The organism is Streptomyces sp. NPDC050759 (genome assembly GCF_044456945.1).
In the GTDB taxonomy this organism is placed as follows: Bacteria; Actinomycetota; Actinomycetes; order Streptomycetales; family Streptomycetaceae; genus Streptomyces.
On sequence record NZ_JBITGI010000009.1, the window covers coordinates 74,616 to 91,783 of the forward strand.

Genomic DNA, 17,168 nt, shown 5'->3' on the forward strand with positions numbered 1-17,168 from the left:
GTTCCGTCGAGTGGGCTGGCTGTGCCCCCGGACACCCTCTCTCTCGCATCCAACCACGTGTGCTTGGAAGGGCGCTCATTACCCATGGGTTACCCCGTCACGGGGGAGGTCAGACAGTCTCTCGACAGCACCCTGGCCAGCGCCTCCACGACCTCCGGAGCGTAGTCCCCCGCGGTGCCCAGGCGCAGCTCCTCGAGCGCGGTCAGTGCCCCGCCGGGTCCGGCGTCCCGCGCCTTCTCCTCGTACGCGTTCACGGCCCGCACGATCCGCGCGGCCAGCGGCTGCTCCCGGCAGGGGTCGGCCTGGCGCTCCACGACCACGGCGACGGCCGCGTCCACCCCCGTCTGCCGTACGACGGCCCCGCCGAGGAGCGCGATACGGCGCTGTTCGGCGAGGGGCAGGTCCGCGGTGGCGCCCGCGGGCACCGGGTCGACGAGGCTCAGCTGGCCGATGTCGTGCATGAGGGCGGCGTACTCCAGGACGGTGAGCTCGGGCCGGGACAGTCCCAGGTCGCGCCCCACCTCCCGGCTGAGCGCGGCGACCCTGCGGGCGTGCCCGGCGGGCGTGTACCCGGCTATCTCGGTGGCGCGGGCGAGGGAGGCGATGGTCTGCCGGTAGGTGGAACGGACGGCGGCGTACCGGCGGACGGAGAGCTGGGTGAGCAGCAGCGGCACCGAGAAGACGGGCAGCGCCCACGGTCCCGCGACGGCGACCGCGAGCGCCATCACGGCCCCGGTGGCCACGACGGCGGACCCGATGCCGAGCAGGGCCCGCAGCTCGTCCCTGAGCAGCGGGCCGAAGGGCCAGCGGGTGCGGGAGTGCGCCAGGGCGGCCGCCAGCACGGCGTCGCACAGCGCGGTGAGCGAGAGCAGGGCGAGCAGGAGCAGGGCGTACGCGGGACCGCTCCACTGCGCGAAGGTCCCCTGGTTGTACAGGGGTTGGAAGCACACGGCGGCGAATCCGACGGTCAGGACGCGGCGGGCGAGCTGGTCGGCGGTGGGACCCTGTCCGCGTCCGACGTGCGGCACGCTGCCGACGAGGGAGGCGGCGAGGACGACGGTGACGACCTGGGCGGCGCCGTGATGTGTGGGCGCACCGGCGTTCTCGCCGAGCAGGGCGTACGACAGCGCCCCGGCGGCACCGAGGGGCGCGGCCTCCCTGACGTGGGGGCCGCTGCGCCGGTTGAGCTCGCCGACCGCGATCAGCACCCCGAAGGTGAGGGCGGTACCGCGCTCCTCGAGACCGGTCCACAGGACGAAGGCGAGCGAGCCGGTGGCGAGGAGGGCGGCGGAGGTGTGGACCAGGGTGAGGAGGGGCGGCACCCGGCAGGATGCCTGCGGGGCCCTCACCGGCGTACCCCCGACCGCCCCGTGACCGCCGGACGAGGACGCGGCACACCGGGCTCGTCGGCCGTTACCGCCGGATGCCAGCCGTGCCGGGACAGGGCGCGGACGAGGGCCGTCACCATCCGTGGGTCGAACTGGCTGCCCGCGCACCGCTCCAGCTCCTCCAGCGCGGCGCCGACGGGCCGGGCGCGACGGTAGGACCGGGTGGACGTCATCGCGTCGAAGGCGTCGGCCACCGCCACCACCCGTGCGGACTCCGGGATCTGACCCCCTGTCAGTCCGTACGGGTACCCGCTCCCGTCCAGCCGCTCATGGTGGTGCAGTACGGCGGCGCGGGCCTCCCCGAGGAAGGAGATGCCCCGGACCATCTCGTGCCCGTACTCGGGATGCAGCTCGATGATCCGCCGTTCCTGCGGGGTCAGCGGCCCGTCCTTCCTGAGCAGCCGCGTCGGCACGCCGAGCTTTCCGACGTCGTGCAGGATCCCGGCGAACCGCAGCACCTCGATCCGGGCGTCGTCCATGCCGAGCTCCCGCGCGATCATCATCGACGCCTGCCCGACCCGCTCGCTGTGCCCGCGTGTGTACTCGTCCTTGATGTCGACGGCCTGCACCAGCGCCCGGATGGTGGCCTGGTGGGCGGCGCGTTCCCGGTGGTACTGCGCGAACACCCACCAAGACACGCACATCGGCAGCAGCACGAGCAGCGCGGCGACGGGACCGTAGGGACTGCGCCACAGGACGGCCATCATGAGCCCGGCCAGCCCGTGTACGGCGACGGGGGCGAGGGAGCGGAGGAACAGGCCGCGCCAGGCCCGCCGTACGGGAATCCTCTCGGCGAGCGCCAGGATCCCCCCGTCCAGCAGGCTCAGCACCAGGCAGAAGACGAGCACCGCGACCCCGGCCGGGACCAGCGCGTACGGGAAGTCGGAGGCCACGACGGCGTCCCGGCCGCCCGTCGCCCCGTGCACCCGTGCGGCCGCCCACACGCCCACCGCGAGCTGCGCGGCCCGCCAGAGACGGCGCAGCCCGCGCGGACGCTGCTCGACCGGGGACAGCAGCGCCCCCGGCAGGGCCACGAGGGCGGCGGCCGGGGGCGGCAGCAGAAAGGCACCGGCCAGCAGGACGGGATAAATGGTGCCGGCGAACCGCCGGCGCGCGGCGGCCTGCTCACATCCGGCGGAGAGCGCGGCGAGCAGCGCGACCTCCCACCAGGGGGTGCGTACGGCCGGCAGCGGCAGCAGACAGAGCAGCGCGGCAACGGCGACACAGGCGACGAACGCACGCGCGCGTGCCGGTACCGCCTCCATCTCGCCCCTCCAGCCCCAGGTCCGCACAGCTGCGAGGAGCCTAGGACGGCGAGGGGAGGCGGTGTGGGCTGATCACCTGCCGATTAGCACGTTCGAGTGAACGGCGACCGGACCGCTCAGGACTCCTGCGGTGTCACCGGCGAAGCCGTCACGTCGTGCTCGGGCACGGCCTGTCCTGAGCGGATCAGGTCGAGCCGCCCCAGCACCTTGGAGCGCAGGTCGGTCGGCACGTCGTCATGGCCGCAGCACCGCTTGACGAGCTTCTTCACGGCCTCTTCGAGACCGTACTTCTCCAGGCACGGAGAGCACTCGTTGAAGTGCTGCTTGAACTTGACGCGATCGACGTCCGGCATCTCACTGTCGAGGAACTCGTAGAGATGATCGAGTACCTCACTGCAGTCCGTCTCGTGCGGCTCTCCGCAGCTCATGAGCCCGAGCCTTTCGCTTCGTTCGACTCTCCGGCACCGGCCGGGACGAGCCCGCGCTCACGGGCGTAGTCCTCGAGCATGCCGCGCAGTTGACGGCGGCCCCGGTGCAGTCGGGACATCACCGTTCCGATGGGTGTCCCCATGATGTCCGCGATCTCCTTGTACGCAAAGCCCTCTACGTCAGCGAGGTAGACGGCGATGCGGAATTCCTCGGGGATCGCCTGGAGCGCTTCCTTCACGTCCGAGTCGGGCAGGTGGTCGAGCGCCTGCGACTCGGCGGAGCGCAGACCGGTCGACATGTGCGACTCGGCGCGGGCGAGCTGCCAGTCCTCGATCTCCTCGGCCGCGGAGCGCTGGGGTTCGCGCTGCTTCTTGCGGTACGAGTTGATGAACGTGTTGGTGAGGATCCGGTACAGCCACGCCTTGAGGTTGGTCCCCTCGCGGAACTGGTGGAAGGACGCGTACGCCTTGGCGTACGTCTCCTGCACCAGGTCCTCGGCGTCGGCCGGGTTGCGCGTCATACGCAGAGCGGCCGAGTACATCTGGTCGAGGAATTCGAGCGCGTCCCGCTCGAAGCGCGCGGTGCGCTCCGCAGTCGACTCCGTGCTCGCGCCCTGGCCCTCGGGCTGCTCCGCCTGGCCGTTGTCGGTCCCAGCGTCGATCCCAGTGACCGGACCCACCTCCTCAAGATTCCGGGCAGCAACGAAACCGGTGCCACCGGAATTGGAGGATAGACGACTTCCCGTCCCGGCCGCCCCCCGAATCGGGGTGGTCTTGGCCGCATGCAGCACCGTCCAGTCCAGGTCAGCGCGACTGGTGCGCCTCGGGCAGAAGGTCGAACCCATGCGGCGGACTTCCTCTCGTACGGCGATCTGCGCTGTTCCTCAGCGCTTCTGTCCGCCTCAACAGAGGTCCGCGGCTCAGCATTCCCGGGCCTTTACCCCAGTGACCCGACCCACTTCAAGACCGCGTCGGTGATAACCGTCACGGCCTCCTCCTGCGTGATCTCCGCCCGCTTCGCCACGGCGAAGCCATGATCGCCGTACGGCACCTCGACCAGTTCGAAGGATCCGTCCGGGAACTCCTCCGGCTTCCCGAACGGGTCGTTGCCGCCCTGGACGACCAGGGTGGGCACCCCGGATCCGAGCAGCTCCCCGGCGCGGGACTTCTCCGGCCTGCCCGGCGGGTGCAGCGGGAAGCTCAGGGCGAGGACGGCGGCGGCGCCCAGCTCCACGGCCGTACGGCAGGCGACCCGGGCCCCGGCACTGCGCCCGCCGGAGATCACCGGCAGGCCGGGCCCCACGAGCGAGGGCCAGACGCCCCGCCATCCCACGTCCAGCGTCTTCGGAGCCGGCGCGACCTTCTTGCCGGCCACCCGCCAGGGCTGCTCGACCAGAGCGACGCTCACGCCCTGGCCGGGGAGCACGTGGGCGAGCGCCTGGAGCTCCCGTGCCTCGATGCCGCCGCCGGCGCCATGGCCGGCGGCCAGCACGAGCCGCGCCTGCCGCGCCGGGTGCCAGGTGATGCGGGCGTCCCCGGCCTCGGTGCTGATGATCTCGGTCTTCACACCAGAAGGCTAGAAGAGAGTGCCCTCTTCCGGCCCCTCCAGCTCCTTGAGCAGCTCCGGCCCGTTGTTGCGGACGTTGCTGACGGCGGTGGAGACCGGGTAGGCCCGCATGAGCCCCTCGGGCGGGGGCGCGAGCAGCGAGCGCAGGTCCTCCACGTCCGTGCGGGACGGGTCGAGCCAGGTGTCCCAGCGGTCCGGGGTCAGCATCAGCGGCATCCGGGGGTGGATGTCGACGAGGGACCGCGGGCCGTCGGCCGGGGAGACGGCCAGCGGGCCCGTCTCCGCCTCCGTGGTGATCACGGAGCAGGTCGCCCACCAGGCCTGCGGATGGTCGTCGGGCAGCGTCTTGTCGCGCCAGAACTCGTACAGTCCGGCCATCGCGAACACCGAACCGTCGGCGGGCAGCACGAAGTAGGGCTGCTTGCGCGGCCGCTTCTTCTTCCCCTCGACCTCCAGCTCCCGCTCGCCGGAGCCGGTGACCCACTCGTAGTAGCCGTCGGCCGGGATGATGCAACGGCGGGTGGCGAAGGCCCTCTTGTACGACGGCTTCTCGTGCACGGTCTCCGCGCGCGCGTTGATCATCCGGGCAGCGCCCTCGGGGGACTTCGACCAGCTCGGGACCAGCCCCCACTTCAGCTTCCGCAGCTGCCGAACCGGTCGCGGGTCCTCGGCGTCCTTGAGGGGACGGTCGAGGACGGCGTAGACCTCCTTGGTCGGGGCCACGTTGTAGTCGGGCTCCAGGGTCTCTTCCGGGTCCCACTTCTCGATCTCAAAGATTCCTGCGAGATCCTCGGGCCCACGACTCGCTGCATACCGTCCGCACATACGTGCCACACTGCCAGACTCCGTACGAGGAGAGGGAGCCACCGGGAAACATGGACAGCACCGCATCGACCGCGCTGCCCGACCTTTGGGACCGCCTCGTCGGCCTGCAGCCCGACCCCGACCTGTGGGTGGTGCTGGCCACCATGGTGGCGGCGCTCGCCATAGTTGTCCCGCATACGCTGTGGCGGCTCTCGCGCAACGCCATCACCATCGCCCACGAGGGCGGCCACGGCCTGGTCGCCCTGCTCACGGGGCGTCAGCTCACCGGCATACGGCTGCACTCCGACACCAGCGGACTGACGGTCAGCCGGGGCAAGCCGCACGGGATCGGCATGATCCTCACGGCGGCGGCCGGTTACACCGCTCCCCCGCTGCTCGGCCTCGGCGGCGCCGCCCTGCTGGCCGCCGGCCGGATCACCCTGCTGCTGTGGGCGGCGACGGCCCTGCTGGTGGTGATGCTGGTGATGATCCGCAACGCGTACGGGGCGCTGACGGTGGTGCTCACGGGCGGCACCTTCGTGGTGGTGTCCTGGCTCGCCGGGCCCCAGGTGCAGGCGGCGTTCGCGTACGCGGTGGTGTGGTTCCTGCTGCTCGGCGGGGTGCGTCCGGCCTTCGAGCTCCAGACGAAGCGGGCGCGGGGCGGCGCCGGCGACTCGGACGCGGACCAGCTCTCCCGCCTCACCAACGTCCCGGCGGGGCTGTGGCTGTTCCTGTTCCACGCGGTGAGCCTGTGCTCCTTGATAGGCGGCGGAAGGTGGTTGCTGGAGGTGTGACCAGCCGACTCATGGGTGCGGGTCCTGCTCCGCCGCGCGGCGCGACCAGCCGCGACGGCGCGGCCCCGACGGACGACCCCCCACTAAAGTGGACCCCATGGCCTCGAACCCCGCAGACACCGCCCTCTGGCCCGCCCCCCATGCGAGCGCAGCCGTCGACGCGACGGTCCACGTGCCGGGGTCGAAGTCAGTCACCAACCGAGCCCTCGTGCTGGCCGCCCTCGCCTCCGAGCCCGGCTGGCTGCGCCGCCCGCTGCGTTCCCGGGACACCCTGCTGATGGCGGGCGCCCTGCGGGCGATGGGCGTGGCGATCGAGGAGGGCGTGGGCCCGGACGGCTCGGGCGAGGCCTGGCGGGTGCTTCCGACGGGCCTCGCCGGCCCGGCCACGGTCGATGTCGGCAACGCCGGCACGGTGATGCGCTTCCTGCCCCCGGTCGCCGCGCTCGCCGACGGCCCGATCCGCTTCGACGGCGACCCGAGGTCGTACGAACGCCCTTTGACCGGTGTGATCGACGCCCTGCGCGTCCTCGGTGCCCGGATCGACGACGACGGCCGCGGCGCGCTGCCACTCACGGTGCACGGCGGGGGCGCCCTGGACGGCGGCCCGGTCGAGATCGACGCGTCCTCGTCGTCCCAGTTCGTGTCGGCGCTCCTGCTGTCCGGCCCGCGCTTCAACCAGGGCGTCGAGGTCCGCCACGTCGGCTCGGCCCTGCCGTCGATGCCGCACATCCGGATGACCGTGGACATGCTGCGGGCGGTGGGCGCCCAGGTGGACACCCCGGAGTCGGGCGGCGAGCCGAACGTCTGGCGGGTCACGCCGGGCGCCCTGCTGGGCCGGGACCTCACCGTCGAGCCCGACCTCTCCAACGCGCAGCCGTTCCTGGCGGCGGCGCTGGTGACCGGCGGCAAGGTCGTCGTCCCGGACTGGCCGCACCGCACCACCCAGCCCGGTGACCGGCTGCGCGAGATCTTCACCGAGATGGGCGGTTCCTGCGAACTCACCGAGTACGGCCTGGTGTTCACCGGTTCGGGTGCGATCCACGGCATCGATGTCGACCTCGGCGAGGTCGGCGAGCTGACCCCCGGCATCGCGGCCGTGGCGGCCCTCGCGGACTCCCCCTCCAGCCTGCGCGGGGTGGCCCATCTGCGTCTGCACGAGACGGACCGGCTGGCCGCGCTCACCAAGGAGATCAACGAACTCGGCGGTGACGTCACCGAGACGGCCGACGGTCTGCACATCCGCCCGCGCCGGCTGCACGGCGGGATCTTCCACACCTACGAGGACCACCGCATGGCCACGGCCGGCGCGATCATCGGCCTCGCGGTCGAGGGAGTACAGATCGAGAACGTCGCGACGACGGCCAAGACCCTGCCGGACTTCCCCGACCTGTGGAGCGGGATGCTCGGGAGCGAGAAGGCGTAGGGGACTCACGCCATGCGCCGCTACGGCAAGCACACCGACGAGGACGACATCCGCAGCCGCCCGAACCGCAAGGGCAACCGGCCGCGTACGAACATCCGCCCCAAGCACGAGGAAGCCGTCGAGGGCATGGTCCTCACCGTCGACCGGGGCCGTCTGACCTGTCTGGTCGACAACAGGGTCGTCATGGCGATGAAGGCCCGCGAACTGGGCCGCAAGGCCGCGGTCGTCGGAGACCGGGTGGACATCGTCGGCGATCTCTCAGGCGAGAAGGACACCCTGGCCCGCATCGTCCGCATCTCACCGCGCACCTCGGTCCTGCGCCGCACGGCGGACGACGACGATCCGTACGAGCGCGTGGTGGTCGCCAACGCCGACCAGCTCGCCATCGTCACGGCCCTCGCCGACCCGGAACCCCGTCCCCGTCTGATCGACCGCTGCCTGGTGGCCGCCTTCGACGGCGGCCTGACCCCCCTGCTGGTCCTGACCAAGTCGGACCTCGCCCAGCCCGACAAGCTGCTGGAGCTGTACGGCCACCTGGACATCCCGTACGTCGTCACCAGCCGCGAGGAGTTGGAGAACGGCGGCGCTGCGGACGTGGTGCGCGAGCACCTCGACGGCAAGATCACTGCCTTCGTCGGTCACTCGGGCGTGGGCAAGACGACACTGGTCAACACGCTGGTCCCGGTGGAACAGCGCCGGGTGACGGGTCATGTGAACGCGGTGACCGGCCGCGGCCGCCACACCACGACGTCGGCGCTGGCGCTTCCCCTGGCGGGCGACGCCGGCTGGGTGATCGACACCCCCGGCGTACGGTCGTTCGGCCTCCACCACGTGGACCCCTCCCGCGTGATCCTCGCGTTCCCCGACCTGGTCCCGGGAACCGAGGGGTGTCCGCGCGCGTGCAGTCATGATGAGCCGGACTGCGCGCTGGACGCGTGGGTGGCCGAGGGGCACGCCGATCCGGCCCGGTTGTACTCCCTGCGGCGGCTGCTCTCGACGCGGGAGCGGACAGAGGGCGACTGAGAGAGGGCGGGGGACTGACCTCCGCATTGTTTGGGTGTACGCGAGTTCGGTAAGTGCATAATCGCACCGAGCCGGACATACGGGAGGACAGCACATGGCGTGGCTGCTGGTGGTGGTGGCCGGGTTGCTGGAGACCGGTTTCGCCGTGTGTCTGAAGCTTTCCCACGGTTTCACCCGACTGTGGCCGACGATCGCGTTCTGCATCTTCGCCCTCGGCAGCTTCGGCCTGCTGACCCTGTCCCTGAAGAAGCTGGACGTCGGCCCCGCGTACGCGGTGTGGACCGGCATCGGCGCGGCGGGCACCGCGATCTACGGAATGATCTTCTTCGACGACCTCGTCTCCACACTGAAGATCGTCTCGATCAGCCTGGTGATCATCGGCGTGATCGGACTCCAGCTGTCGGGGTCCTCCCACTAAGGGTCACGAGGGCCCTTCACACCGGCTGCCGGTGCAGCGCGCTCCGCACCAGGTCTCCGACCCCGCCCTCACCCGGCGGGGCCGCCACACAGGACAGGGCGAGCCGGACGGCCAGTTCACAGGAGCGGGCGAGGTCGGGGACGTCCGACTTGTACACCCCGGGTCCGGAGAGGGCGGACACGGCACGGTCGCGCACCAGTGCCACGAAGTCGCCGGGCGACGGCAGCGCTCCGTCGGCCCGGCGCTGCGCCGGCACCGCGGAGGAGGACGGCACCGCGGAGAGCGTCGGCGAGGGCAGCCGCTCACTCCAGCAGCCGGTGAGCATGGCCCGTACCAGCGCGTTCTCCCGGGCGGAGGCGGTGGTCCACTCGGCGGTCGCGGTCAGCCGCTCCCGGGCGTCGCCGTGCGTGGTGAGCGCCCGGTCGACGCCGACGAGATACCCGTCGGCCTCTCGTCTGACCAGCGCGCGGGCCAGCCCTTCCTTGCTCCCGAACTCGTTGTACAACGTCTGCCGGGACACTCCGGCCGTCGCGGCGACATCCACCATCCTCACGGCGGACCACGGCCGACGCGCCAACGCCGTATAAGCGGCGTCCAGCAGCGATTCCCGCGCAGCAGGCATCAGCGCCTCCCAGGGAGCAAGCAGCTCTGCGCCCAGATTTGACGCGCACGGGAGCACTGTCAAGGGTTCGCGAGGACAGGAAGGGGCGCACGCGGCGGCGCCTCACGAGCGTGGGCGCCCGAAACCGGGCCCTGTCTGCACGAACCCCCGCAGCGTCCACACACCGGGCCCGCTGGCCCCGTACCGACACCGACAGATACCGTTCGCAACATGCCCGACTACCTCGACGACCTCAGCCTCGCCCATGTCCTCGCGGACGCGGCCGACGCGACCACCATGGCCCGCTTCAAGGCACTGGACCTCAAGGTCGAGACCAAGCCGGACATGACCCCGGTCAGCGAGGCGGACAAGGCGGCGGAAGAACTCATCCGCGGCCACCTCAAGCGCGCCCGTCCCCGCGACGCCATCCTCGGCGAGGAGTTCGGCATCGAGGGCACCGGCCCCCGCCGCTGGGTCATCGACCCCATCGACGGCACCAAGAACTACGTACGGGGCGTTCCCGTCTGGGCCACGCTGATCTCCCTGATGGAGGCGGCGGAGGGCGGCTACCAGCCCGTCGTCGGCGTGGTCTCCGCCCCCGCCCTCGGCCGCCGCTGGTGGGCCGCGAAGGGGCACGGCGCCTACACGGGGCGCAGCCTCTCCGCCGCCTCGCGCCTGCGCGTCTCCCGGGTCGGCAAGCTCTCGGACGCCTCGTTCGCTTACTCCTCTCTCACCGGCTGGGAGGACCAGGGCCGCCTCGGCGGCTTCCTGGACCTGACCCGCGAGGTGTGGCGCACGCGCGCGTACGGCGACTTCTGGCCGTACATGATGGTCGCCGAGGGCTCGATCGACCTCTGCGCGGAGCCGGAGCTCTCCCTCTGGGACATGGCGGCGAACGCGATCGTCGTCACGGAGGCCGGCGGCACCTTCACCGGCCTCGACGGCCGCCCCGGCCCGCACAGCGGCAACGCGGCTGCTTCGAACGGCCTGCTCCACGACGAGTTCCTGGGTTATCTCAACGAGCGCTACTAGCGCCCCTCCACCGGAGGCCCAGGGGCGCTTCCAAGGAGCACATCTGAGCGCGCACGCCCTCAATCGGCGGCGCGCGCCCTCTTGTTGACCCTCGCTTTACCTGCGACTCTGAGAGGACCCTCATTTGTGAACTTGTGAACCGGTGAACTAACACCGGCTCCCAGGAGGTGACTGCGAACCCATGCTCGTCCGCGACGCCATGAGCACGGTGGTCCTCACCATCGGCCCCGCCCACACTCTCCGCCAGGCCGCCGCCCTGATGTCCACCCGCCGGGTGGGCGCGGCCGTGGTCCTCGATCCCGACGGCACCGGTATCGGCATACTGACCGAGCGCGACATCCTCAACTCCGTGGGCCTCGGCCAGAGCCCGGACGCGGAGTACGCCCATGCCCACACCACCACCGACGTCGTCTTCGCCGCCCCGACCTGGACCCTGGAGGAGGCGGCGCACGCGATGACCCACGGCGGCTTCCGGCACCTCATCGTCCTGGACCACGGCGAGCCCGCGGGCATCGTCTCGGTCCGCGACATCATCCGCTGCTGGGCGCCTGTCCGACAGCGTGTGCCGGCCCGCTCCTGATCTGGACTCGATCCAAATCCAGTAGGCATCCAAAATCACACCCATTCGGATTCTGGTCCCTTGCTGTTAGGCTGGGACGCATGAGCGACCTTTTGGAACGACTGCGCGGCCGCGGCTGGCGGATGACCGCGCAGCGGCGCGTCGTGGCCGAGGTCCTCGACGGCGAACACGTCCACCTGACGGCCGACGAGGTCCACGCGCGCGCCGTGGCCAAGCTGCCCGAGATCTCCCGGGCGACCGTCTACAACACGCTGGGCGAGCTGGTCAGCCTCGGCGAGGTGCTCGAGGTCGCCACCGACAAGCGCGCCAAGAGGTACGACCCGAACGCCCACCGACCGCACCACCACCTGGTCTGCGCCCAGTGCGGCGCCATCCGGGACGTCCACCCCACGGGCGACCCGCTGACCGAGCTTCCCGACTCGGAGCGTTTCGGCTTCACCGTCTCGGGCGTCGAGGTGACGTACCGGGGCGTCTGCCCGAACTGCGCGGCGGCGTAACAGCCTTCACGGCAGCACGAAGCCCCGGCATCCTTCGCGGACGCCGGGGCTTTGTGCTGCCCACGGGGTTCCTGAATCTGACGGACCGTCATATCGTCGTGCGGCCACCCCCTCTCCGTACCGAACTCCGCAAGGAGCAACCGTGGGAGATCCGCACCCCGACCCCACCGCGGGAGAGCCGCAGCCCGCCCCGGAGCCATCGCAGCCCACCGCGGGAGAACCGCCACCGCAGCCCACCCCGGACCCTCCGCGCCCCAAACTCCACGCCACCGCCCTGACCCGCACCTTCGGCCGCCCGCCCCGCTCCGTCGAAGCCCTCGGCCCGCTCGACCTCACCGTCGACCCGGGCGAGTTCGTCTGCCTGGTCGGCCCCTCGGGCTGCGGCAAGTCGACGCTGCTGCGCATCGCCGCGGGCCTGCTCCGCCCGAGCACGGGCACCCTGGAGATCCGCACGACGGCACCGCGCCCGGCTGCCATGATCTTCCAGGACTACGGCATCTACGACTGGAAGTCCGTCCGCGCCAACGTCCGCTTCGGCCTGGACATCCAGCGCGTCCCACGCCGCGAGGCGAACACCCGTGCCGACGAGTGGCTGGCCCGCATGGGCCTGTCGGACTTCGCCGACGCGTACCCGGCGACCCTCTCCGGAGGCATGCGCCAGCGGGTCGCGATAGCGCGCGCCCTCGCCGTAGGGCCCGAACTGCTCCTGATGGACGAGCCGTTCGCGGCCCTGGACGCCCAACTCCGCATGATCCTCCAGGACGAGTTGCTGGAGATCACACAAACCCTCTGTACCACCACCCTGTTCATCACCCACAGCCTGGAGGAGGCGATCGTCCTCGGCGACCGCGTCCTGGTGATGTCCGCCCGCCCGGGCCGGCTGATCGCCGAACACCGGCCGCCCTTCCCCCGCCCGCGGACCGGCGACATCCGCTCGGCGCCCGAATTCACGTCCCTGAAGAGCGAGTTGTGGGACCTGCTGCGCAAGGAGGCGATACCGGCATGACGACCGTGGCTCCCGAGAAGGTCTCCGTACTCGTACGTCGCCCGGGCCCGGAAGAGCTGCACCCGGTACGCACCCACCGCCGCAGACGAGCCCTGGAACTGACCCTGGCGACAGCGGTCCCCCTGCTCCTGGTCCTGCTGTGGCAACTGGCCGCCACCCAGGCCTGGCTGGACGACCGCGTCTACCCCGCCCCCTCCACGATCCTCGCCGACGGCTGGGACCGCGCGGCGGCCGGAGACCTGTGGCCGGACGTATGGGCGACCACGAAACGCGTCCTGGCGGGCTACGCGATCGGCACGGCCACGGGCTACGCCCTGGGCCTCCTGATGGGCTCGCTGCCCCTGGTGAGGGCAGCCCTGGAACCCCTGCTGGACGCCCTGTACGTAGTACCGAAACTGGCCCTCCTCCCCGTCTTCCTGAACATGTTCGGCCTGGGCGAGGGCCCCCAGATCGCCCTGGTGGCGGCGACGGTCTTCTTCTTCGTGTGGATCCAGACGATGTCGGCGGTGATCGCGATCCCCTCCGGCCACCGCGACGCGGGCCAGGTCTTCGGCGCCTCGCCGTGGCAGATGTTCCGCCACGTCCTGCTCCCCGCCTCCCTCCCGTCCGTCCTGGTCGGCGCCCGGATCGCGGCGGGCGTGGCGGTCCTGGTGATCGTCGCCTCGGAACAGATCGCCGCGACGAACGGCCTGGGCCACCTGATCTTCGACTCACGCGCCCTGTTCCAGAACGACGTGATGTTCGTCGGCATCGTCTGCGTGGCCGCCCTGGGAGTCCTCTTCTCCGAACTCGTCCGCATCGTGGGCCGCCTGCTCACGCCCTGGGCACCCAGGGACCGCGGAAGGGGCCAGTCGTGAAAACACGGTTCTACGGCGCAGCACTGACCGCAGCCGTCCTGCTGACGTCGACAGCCTGCACGGCGTCACATGACTCGACGAGCTCGGAGTCCAAGGCGGGCGGGGGTGGGACACGGACCGTCCGCCCGGTGGCGGGCTGCGGCGCGCACTCCTGGACGGACCCCGCCGACCTCTCCCCGACCCGCACCCCGGCCCGCTGCGAGCCCGGCACTCCCGCCCCCGCCCCGCTCCCCGAGCCCCGCAAGATCACCATAGCCACGGGCACCCTGAGCGCGGAGTACGTGGCACCCCTCCAAGTGGCGCTGGACAAGGGCGAGTTCAAGAAGGAGGGCCTGGACGTCACCCTGAAGGTGCTGCCGACCCCCGACTCGCTGCCCCTCCTCGCCAAGGGCGACATCGACGCGCTGTGGGCGGCCCCCGAGGCGGCGGTCATGAACGGCCTCCGGGGCGGTTTCGACATCCGCTGGGTCGCCGCGAACTTCTCGCCCGACCCGAAGTCGAAGAGCGGCCTGTGGGTACGCCTGAAGGACGGCGAGAGCGGCGACCAGGTGAAGATGGCCGGCCGCAGGATGGGCACGATGATCGGCAAGGGCTCGGTGATCGCGTATCCCATGGAGAAGGCCCTCGAAAGCCACGGGGGCGGCCTCGACGAGATCCAGTACCAGCAGCTCGGTTCGGCCGACGTCCTCACGGCCCTGCAGAACGGCGGCGTCGACTCGGCCTGGCTCCTGGACCCGGTCTGGCGCAGGGTCGACGGCGAGCCCGGCTACGCCTTCCTGGGCGGCCAGCCGCTCGGCGAGCCCCTGGGCGGCATGCTCTACGGTCCCGGCCTGCTGAACGACGACGTGGACGCCGGGGTCGCCCTGCTGCGGGCCTACATCCGCACGGTGAACACCTACTTCGCGGCCGACTACAAGTCGGATGCGACCTTCGTCACCTACCTGGCGAAACTCCTGAAGACCGACGAGGCCGTCCTCAGATCCACCCCGTCCCTGCGCATGGACTGGGAGATCAGGTCCGGCACGACAGACCGCCTGCAGGCGGCGTACACGTCACAGGGCGTGGCGGAGGGCGAGCCGCTGCCGGAATCGAAGACGGTGAACAGAAGCCTGTACGAGGAGGCGGTGGGTCACCGCCCCTGAGAAACACCGAGGGCCGGAACCCTTTCGGATTCCGGCCCTCGGCCATCAGTAGCGGGGACAGGATTTGAACCTGCGACCTCTGGGTTATGAGCCCAGCGAGCTACCGAGCTGCTCCACCCCGCGGCGATGAATGCAACGTTACGTGAAGGAGGAGGCCAGAGGCAAATCGCTTCCGGCGCCCCGCCGTGCACCGCTACGCCGACAGCTCCTCACGGAGCGCGTCCCGCAGCCGAGCGGCCCGCTCGGACACCTCGGCCGGCCCCAGGGCCACCGCCCGATCGGCCCACCGCTGCCCCTCGGCCAGCTCACCCCGACGCGCGTAGACGAGCGCCAACCGCAGCGCCGCCCGCCCGTGCCCCGCGTCGGCCGCCCGTGTCCACCACACGGCGGCCTCCGGATCGCTCCCCTCCCTGGCGAGCAGCAGCCCCAGATTGAAGGCTCCGTTCCGGGACCCCGCCTCCGCGGCCTCCCGGTACCACCGGGCCGCCTCCACGACATCGCCCCGACCGGCGGCGAGCATGCCCACCCGCACCTGAGCGCGCCGATGCCCCTGGGAGGCCGCCCGCTCGTACCACTCCTCGCACTCGCTCTTCCCCGCGTGCACCGGCTCACCGAGCGAGTGCGCGGGCACCGGCGGCCGCCGGGCGTCCAACACGGTCGCCAGCCGGTACGCGGCCTCCGCGCTGCCGCCCCCCGCCGCACACCGAAGGTGCCGCTCGGCCTCGGTCTCGTCCCCGTCCCGCAGCCGGGCGATGCCCACCTGCAGCGCGGCCTCGGTGTGTCCGGCGGCAGCCGCCCGCTCGTACCACCGCAGCGCGAGGGCCTCCTCGCCCCGCCCGGCGAACAGGATCCCGAGGTTGAACGCGGCGTCCACGCTCCCGGCCTCCGCGGCCTTGGAGAACCAGGGCTCCGCCCCGGCCGTGTCCCCGCCCTGGAGCAGCAGGATGGCGAGCGCGTTGGCCGCCTCCCGGTGCCCCGCGTACGCGGCCCGCCGGTACCACTGCTCGGCCTGCGCGGTCCGCCCCTGCTCGGCGCAGAGCAGCCCCAGGTTGTACGCGCCGTTGTCGTCACCGGCGTCCATCGCCGCCCGGTACCAGCGCTCGGCGGTCTGCGACTCGCCGCGCTCGGCGTGCAGGGCGCCCAGCGCGTTGGCCGCGTTGCCGTCCCCGTCCTGGGCCGCGCGCAGCCACCACACGGCGGCGCTCTCGGTGTCACCGGCGTCCCGCAGCAGGAACCCGAGGGCGCAGGCGGCCCGCGCCTCCCCGTCCTTCGCGGACGTCAGATACCAGCGTCCGGCCTCCTTGAGCGCACCGCGCCGCTCCAGTATCGCCCCGAGATGGAGCGCCGCCCGGCGGTGCCCCCGCGCGGCGGCCTGCCGGTACCACTGCTCGGCCTCGGCCCCGGCGCCGTGGTCGTCCCCGACGTCCTCCTCGGGACCCAGCCGACGGTCGAGCGAGCGCGCCAGCCGATAGGCGGCCTCCCGGTGCCCCCGCTCGGCGGCGATCCGCATCCACTGCTCGGCGCCCGTGTCCCCGCGGTGCTCCAGGAGGTCGGCGAGCGCGTAGGCGCCCAGTGCGTGCCCCTGCTCGGCGGACTGGCGCAGCCAGTACTCGGCGGCGGGCTCGTCGCCCCGCTCACGGTGGTGGCGTCCCAGCGCGTGCGCGGCCGCGGCGGATCCGGCGACGGCGGCGATCCGCCACCAGCCGGCGGCGTCGTCGGCGTATCCGCGCTGGTGCAGCAGGACGCCCAGGTTGTTGGCGGCGGCCCGGTCGCCCGCGGCGGTGGCGGCACGCAGATGGGGCTCGGCTCCGTCGAGGTCACCGCGGCGCAGCAGGAGGGCGCCGAGGACGCTCATCGCCTCGACGTCACCGCTCTGCGCGGCAAGACGCTGACGTGCCTCCTCGGCAGCCTCCCCGGTTTCGTCCCGGTCCATGGGCTGCGACAAGTCGCCCGTCGACTCCGAAAAATCGGCAGGCTGCACAAAACGCCCTGTCTCCAACAGAGTTGCCTTGTCCCCCATAACGTCCATCGTCGCACCACCTGCAACCTGGGTACACCTGGTATACCGCAGCCAGTGAGGCCACTTCAGCGTTTTGTCGACATGCCCACAGAGAGACAAGTCAAACACGGCTGTCCCCAACTCCCCGAGGCGGCACGGCCGTCCCCTCGGTCGGCACATGCGTTCGCACATCACGAAGGCCCGGATCCTCGAAAGGATCCGGGCCTTCGTTTTCAGTAGCGGGGACAGGATTTGAACCTGCGACCTCTGGGTTATGAGCCCAGCGAGCTACCGAGCTGCTCCACCCCGCGCCGTTGTGTTGCAACCGTATCACGGCGCGGGGT

The 17,168-nt window shown here is 71.5% G+C and carries 18 protein-coding genes and 2 tRNA genes; 10 read left to right on the forward strand and 10 right to left on the reverse strand.

All coding sequences use genetic code 11. The features are described 5' to 3' along the window. Nucleotides 1–89 precede the first annotated feature (89 nt). From ACIBJB_RS25830 to ACIBJB_RS25855, 6 genes are all read right to left on the reverse strand, one after another. On the reverse strand, nt 90–1,349 hold the full coding sequence (locus ACIBJB_RS25830) for an HD-GYP domain-containing protein (protein WP_398933499.1): 1,260 nt from the start codon (nt 1,347–1,349) through the stop codon (nt 90–92). Beyond that, the gene (locus ACIBJB_RS25835; RefSeq protein ID WP_398933501.1) at nt 1,346–2,653 is read right to left on the reverse strand and encodes an HD-GYP domain-containing protein; all 1,308 of its coding nucleotides are present in this window, start codon (nt 2,651–2,653) and stop codon (nt 1,346–1,348) included. Before ACIBJB_RS25835 ends, ACIBJB_RS25830 begins: the two co-directional genes overlap by 4 nt. Nucleotides 2,654–2,769: 116 nt before the next feature. After that, nucleotides 2,770–3,081, reverse strand: coding sequence for a mycothiol system anti-sigma-R factor (gene rsrA / locus ACIBJB_RS25840; RefSeq protein WP_365649428.1), 312 nt, complete (start codon nt 3,079–3,081; stop codon nt 2,770–2,772). Beyond that, a complete protein-coding gene (gene sigR / locus ACIBJB_RS25845) occupies nt 3,078–3,761 on the reverse strand; it encodes an RNA polymerase sigma factor SigR (RefSeq protein ID WP_007384596.1) in 684 nt (227 codons plus the stop codon). The genes rsrA and sigR overlap by 4 nt, the downstream gene beginning before the upstream one ends. A 257-nt stretch (nt 3,762–4,018) precedes the next feature. Continuing rightward, nucleotides 4,019–4,648, reverse strand: coding sequence for an alpha/beta family hydrolase (locus tag ACIBJB_RS25850; RefSeq protein WP_398933503.1), 630 nt, complete (start codon nt 4,646–4,648; stop codon nt 4,019–4,021). 9 nt (nt 4,649–4,657) lie between these two features. Further along, nucleotides 4,658–5,473, reverse strand: a complete 816-nt coding sequence (locus ACIBJB_RS25855) for an SOS response-associated peptidase (RefSeq protein ID WP_398933505.1) — start codon at nt 5,471–5,473, stop codon at nt 4,658–4,660. Nucleotides 5,474–5,523: 50 nt separating this feature from the next. Between ACIBJB_RS25855 and ACIBJB_RS25860 the strand changes: the two genes are divergently transcribed. The 4 genes from ACIBJB_RS25860 (at nt 5,524) to ACIBJB_RS25875 (ending at nt 9,110) form a co-directional block, all read left to right on the forward strand. After that, nucleotides 5,524–6,246, forward strand: a complete 723-nt coding sequence (locus ACIBJB_RS25860; protein WP_398933507.1) for a M50 family metallopeptidase — start codon at nt 5,524–5,526, stop codon at nt 6,244–6,246. Nucleotides 6,247–6,343: 97 nt separating this feature from the next. Next, nucleotides 6,344–7,669: a 3-phosphoshikimate 1-carboxyvinyltransferase gene (gene aroA / locus ACIBJB_RS25865; protein WP_398933509.1), complete on the forward strand. Its 1,326-nt coding sequence runs from the start codon at nt 6,344–6,346 to the stop codon at nt 7,667–7,669. 12 nt (nt 7,670–7,681) lie between these two features. Continuing rightward, complete coding sequence (rsgA, locus tag ACIBJB_RS25870) at nt 7,682–8,692, forward strand: ribosome small subunit-dependent GTPase A (RefSeq protein WP_326664592.1); 1,011 nt, start codon at nt 7,682–7,684, stop codon at nt 8,690–8,692. Nucleotides 8,693–8,786: 94 nt separating this feature from the next. Beyond that, nucleotides 8,787–9,110, forward strand: coding sequence for a multidrug efflux SMR transporter (locus ACIBJB_RS25875; RefSeq protein ID WP_266522149.1), 324 nt, complete (start codon nt 8,787–8,789; stop codon nt 9,108–9,110). A gap of 16 nt (nt 9,111–9,126) precedes the next feature. Here ACIBJB_RS25875 and ACIBJB_RS25880 read toward each other — a convergent pair whose 3' ends face one another. Then, nucleotides 9,127–9,732, reverse strand: a complete 606-nt coding sequence (locus ACIBJB_RS25880) for a TetR/AcrR family transcriptional regulator (RefSeq protein WP_398933512.1) — start codon at nt 9,730–9,732, stop codon at nt 9,127–9,129. Between the two features lie 210 nt (nt 9,733–9,942). Here ACIBJB_RS25880 and hisN point away from each other — a divergent pair, with 210 nt between their 5' ends. From hisN to ACIBJB_RS25910, 6 genes are all read left to right on the forward strand, one after another. Beyond that, the gene (gene hisN / locus ACIBJB_RS25885; RefSeq protein ID WP_398933514.1) at nt 9,943–10,743 is read left to right on the forward strand and encodes a histidinol-phosphatase; all 801 of its coding nucleotides are present in this window, start codon (nt 9,943–9,945) and stop codon (nt 10,741–10,743) included. A 181-nt stretch (nt 10,744–10,924) separates the two neighbouring features. Then, nucleotides 10,925–11,323: a cyclic nucleotide-binding/CBS domain-containing protein gene (locus tag ACIBJB_RS25890; RefSeq protein ID WP_398933516.1), complete on the forward strand. Its 399-nt coding sequence runs from the start codon at nt 10,925–10,927 to the stop codon at nt 11,321–11,323. Between the two features lie 80 nt (nt 11,324–11,403). After that, entirely contained in the window at nt 11,404–11,820 is a 417-nt protein-coding gene (locus ACIBJB_RS25895; RefSeq protein ID WP_007384586.1) for a Fur family transcriptional regulator, read from the forward strand. 274 nt (nt 11,821–12,094) lie between these two features. Beyond that, nucleotides 12,095–12,826, forward strand: a complete 732-nt coding sequence (locus ACIBJB_RS25900) for an ABC transporter ATP-binding protein (RefSeq protein ID WP_398934009.1) — start codon at nt 12,095–12,097, stop codon at nt 12,824–12,826. Continuing rightward, nucleotides 12,823–13,683 (forward strand): ABC transporter permease, encoded by an 861-nt coding sequence (locus ACIBJB_RS25905; RefSeq protein ID WP_398933519.1) that lies wholly within the window; start codon nt 12,823–12,825, stop codon nt 13,681–13,683. The genes ACIBJB_RS25900 and ACIBJB_RS25905 overlap by 4 nt, the downstream gene beginning before the upstream one ends. After that, nucleotides 13,680–14,825, forward strand: coding sequence for an ABC transporter substrate-binding protein (locus ACIBJB_RS25910; protein WP_398933521.1), 1,146 nt, complete (start codon nt 13,680–13,682; stop codon nt 14,823–14,825). Before ACIBJB_RS25905 ends, ACIBJB_RS25910 begins: the two co-directional genes overlap by 4 nt. Before the next feature lie 49 nt (nt 14,826–14,874). Here ACIBJB_RS25910 and ACIBJB_RS25915 read toward each other — a convergent pair. The 3 genes from ACIBJB_RS25915 to ACIBJB_RS25925 form a co-directional block, all read right to left on the reverse strand. Continuing rightward, nucleotides 14,875–14,948 (reverse strand) — tRNA-Met (locus ACIBJB_RS25915). 70 nt (nt 14,949–15,018) lie between these two features. Continuing rightward, nucleotides 15,019–16,854 (reverse strand): tetratricopeptide repeat protein, encoded by a 1,836-nt coding sequence (locus ACIBJB_RS25920; protein WP_398933523.1) that lies wholly within the window; start codon nt 16,852–16,854, stop codon nt 15,019–15,021. Nucleotides 16,855–17,061: 207 nt separating this feature from the next. Further along, nucleotides 17,062–17,135 (reverse strand) — tRNA-Met (locus tag ACIBJB_RS25925). Between the last annotated feature and the right edge of the window lie 33 nt (nt 17,136–17,168).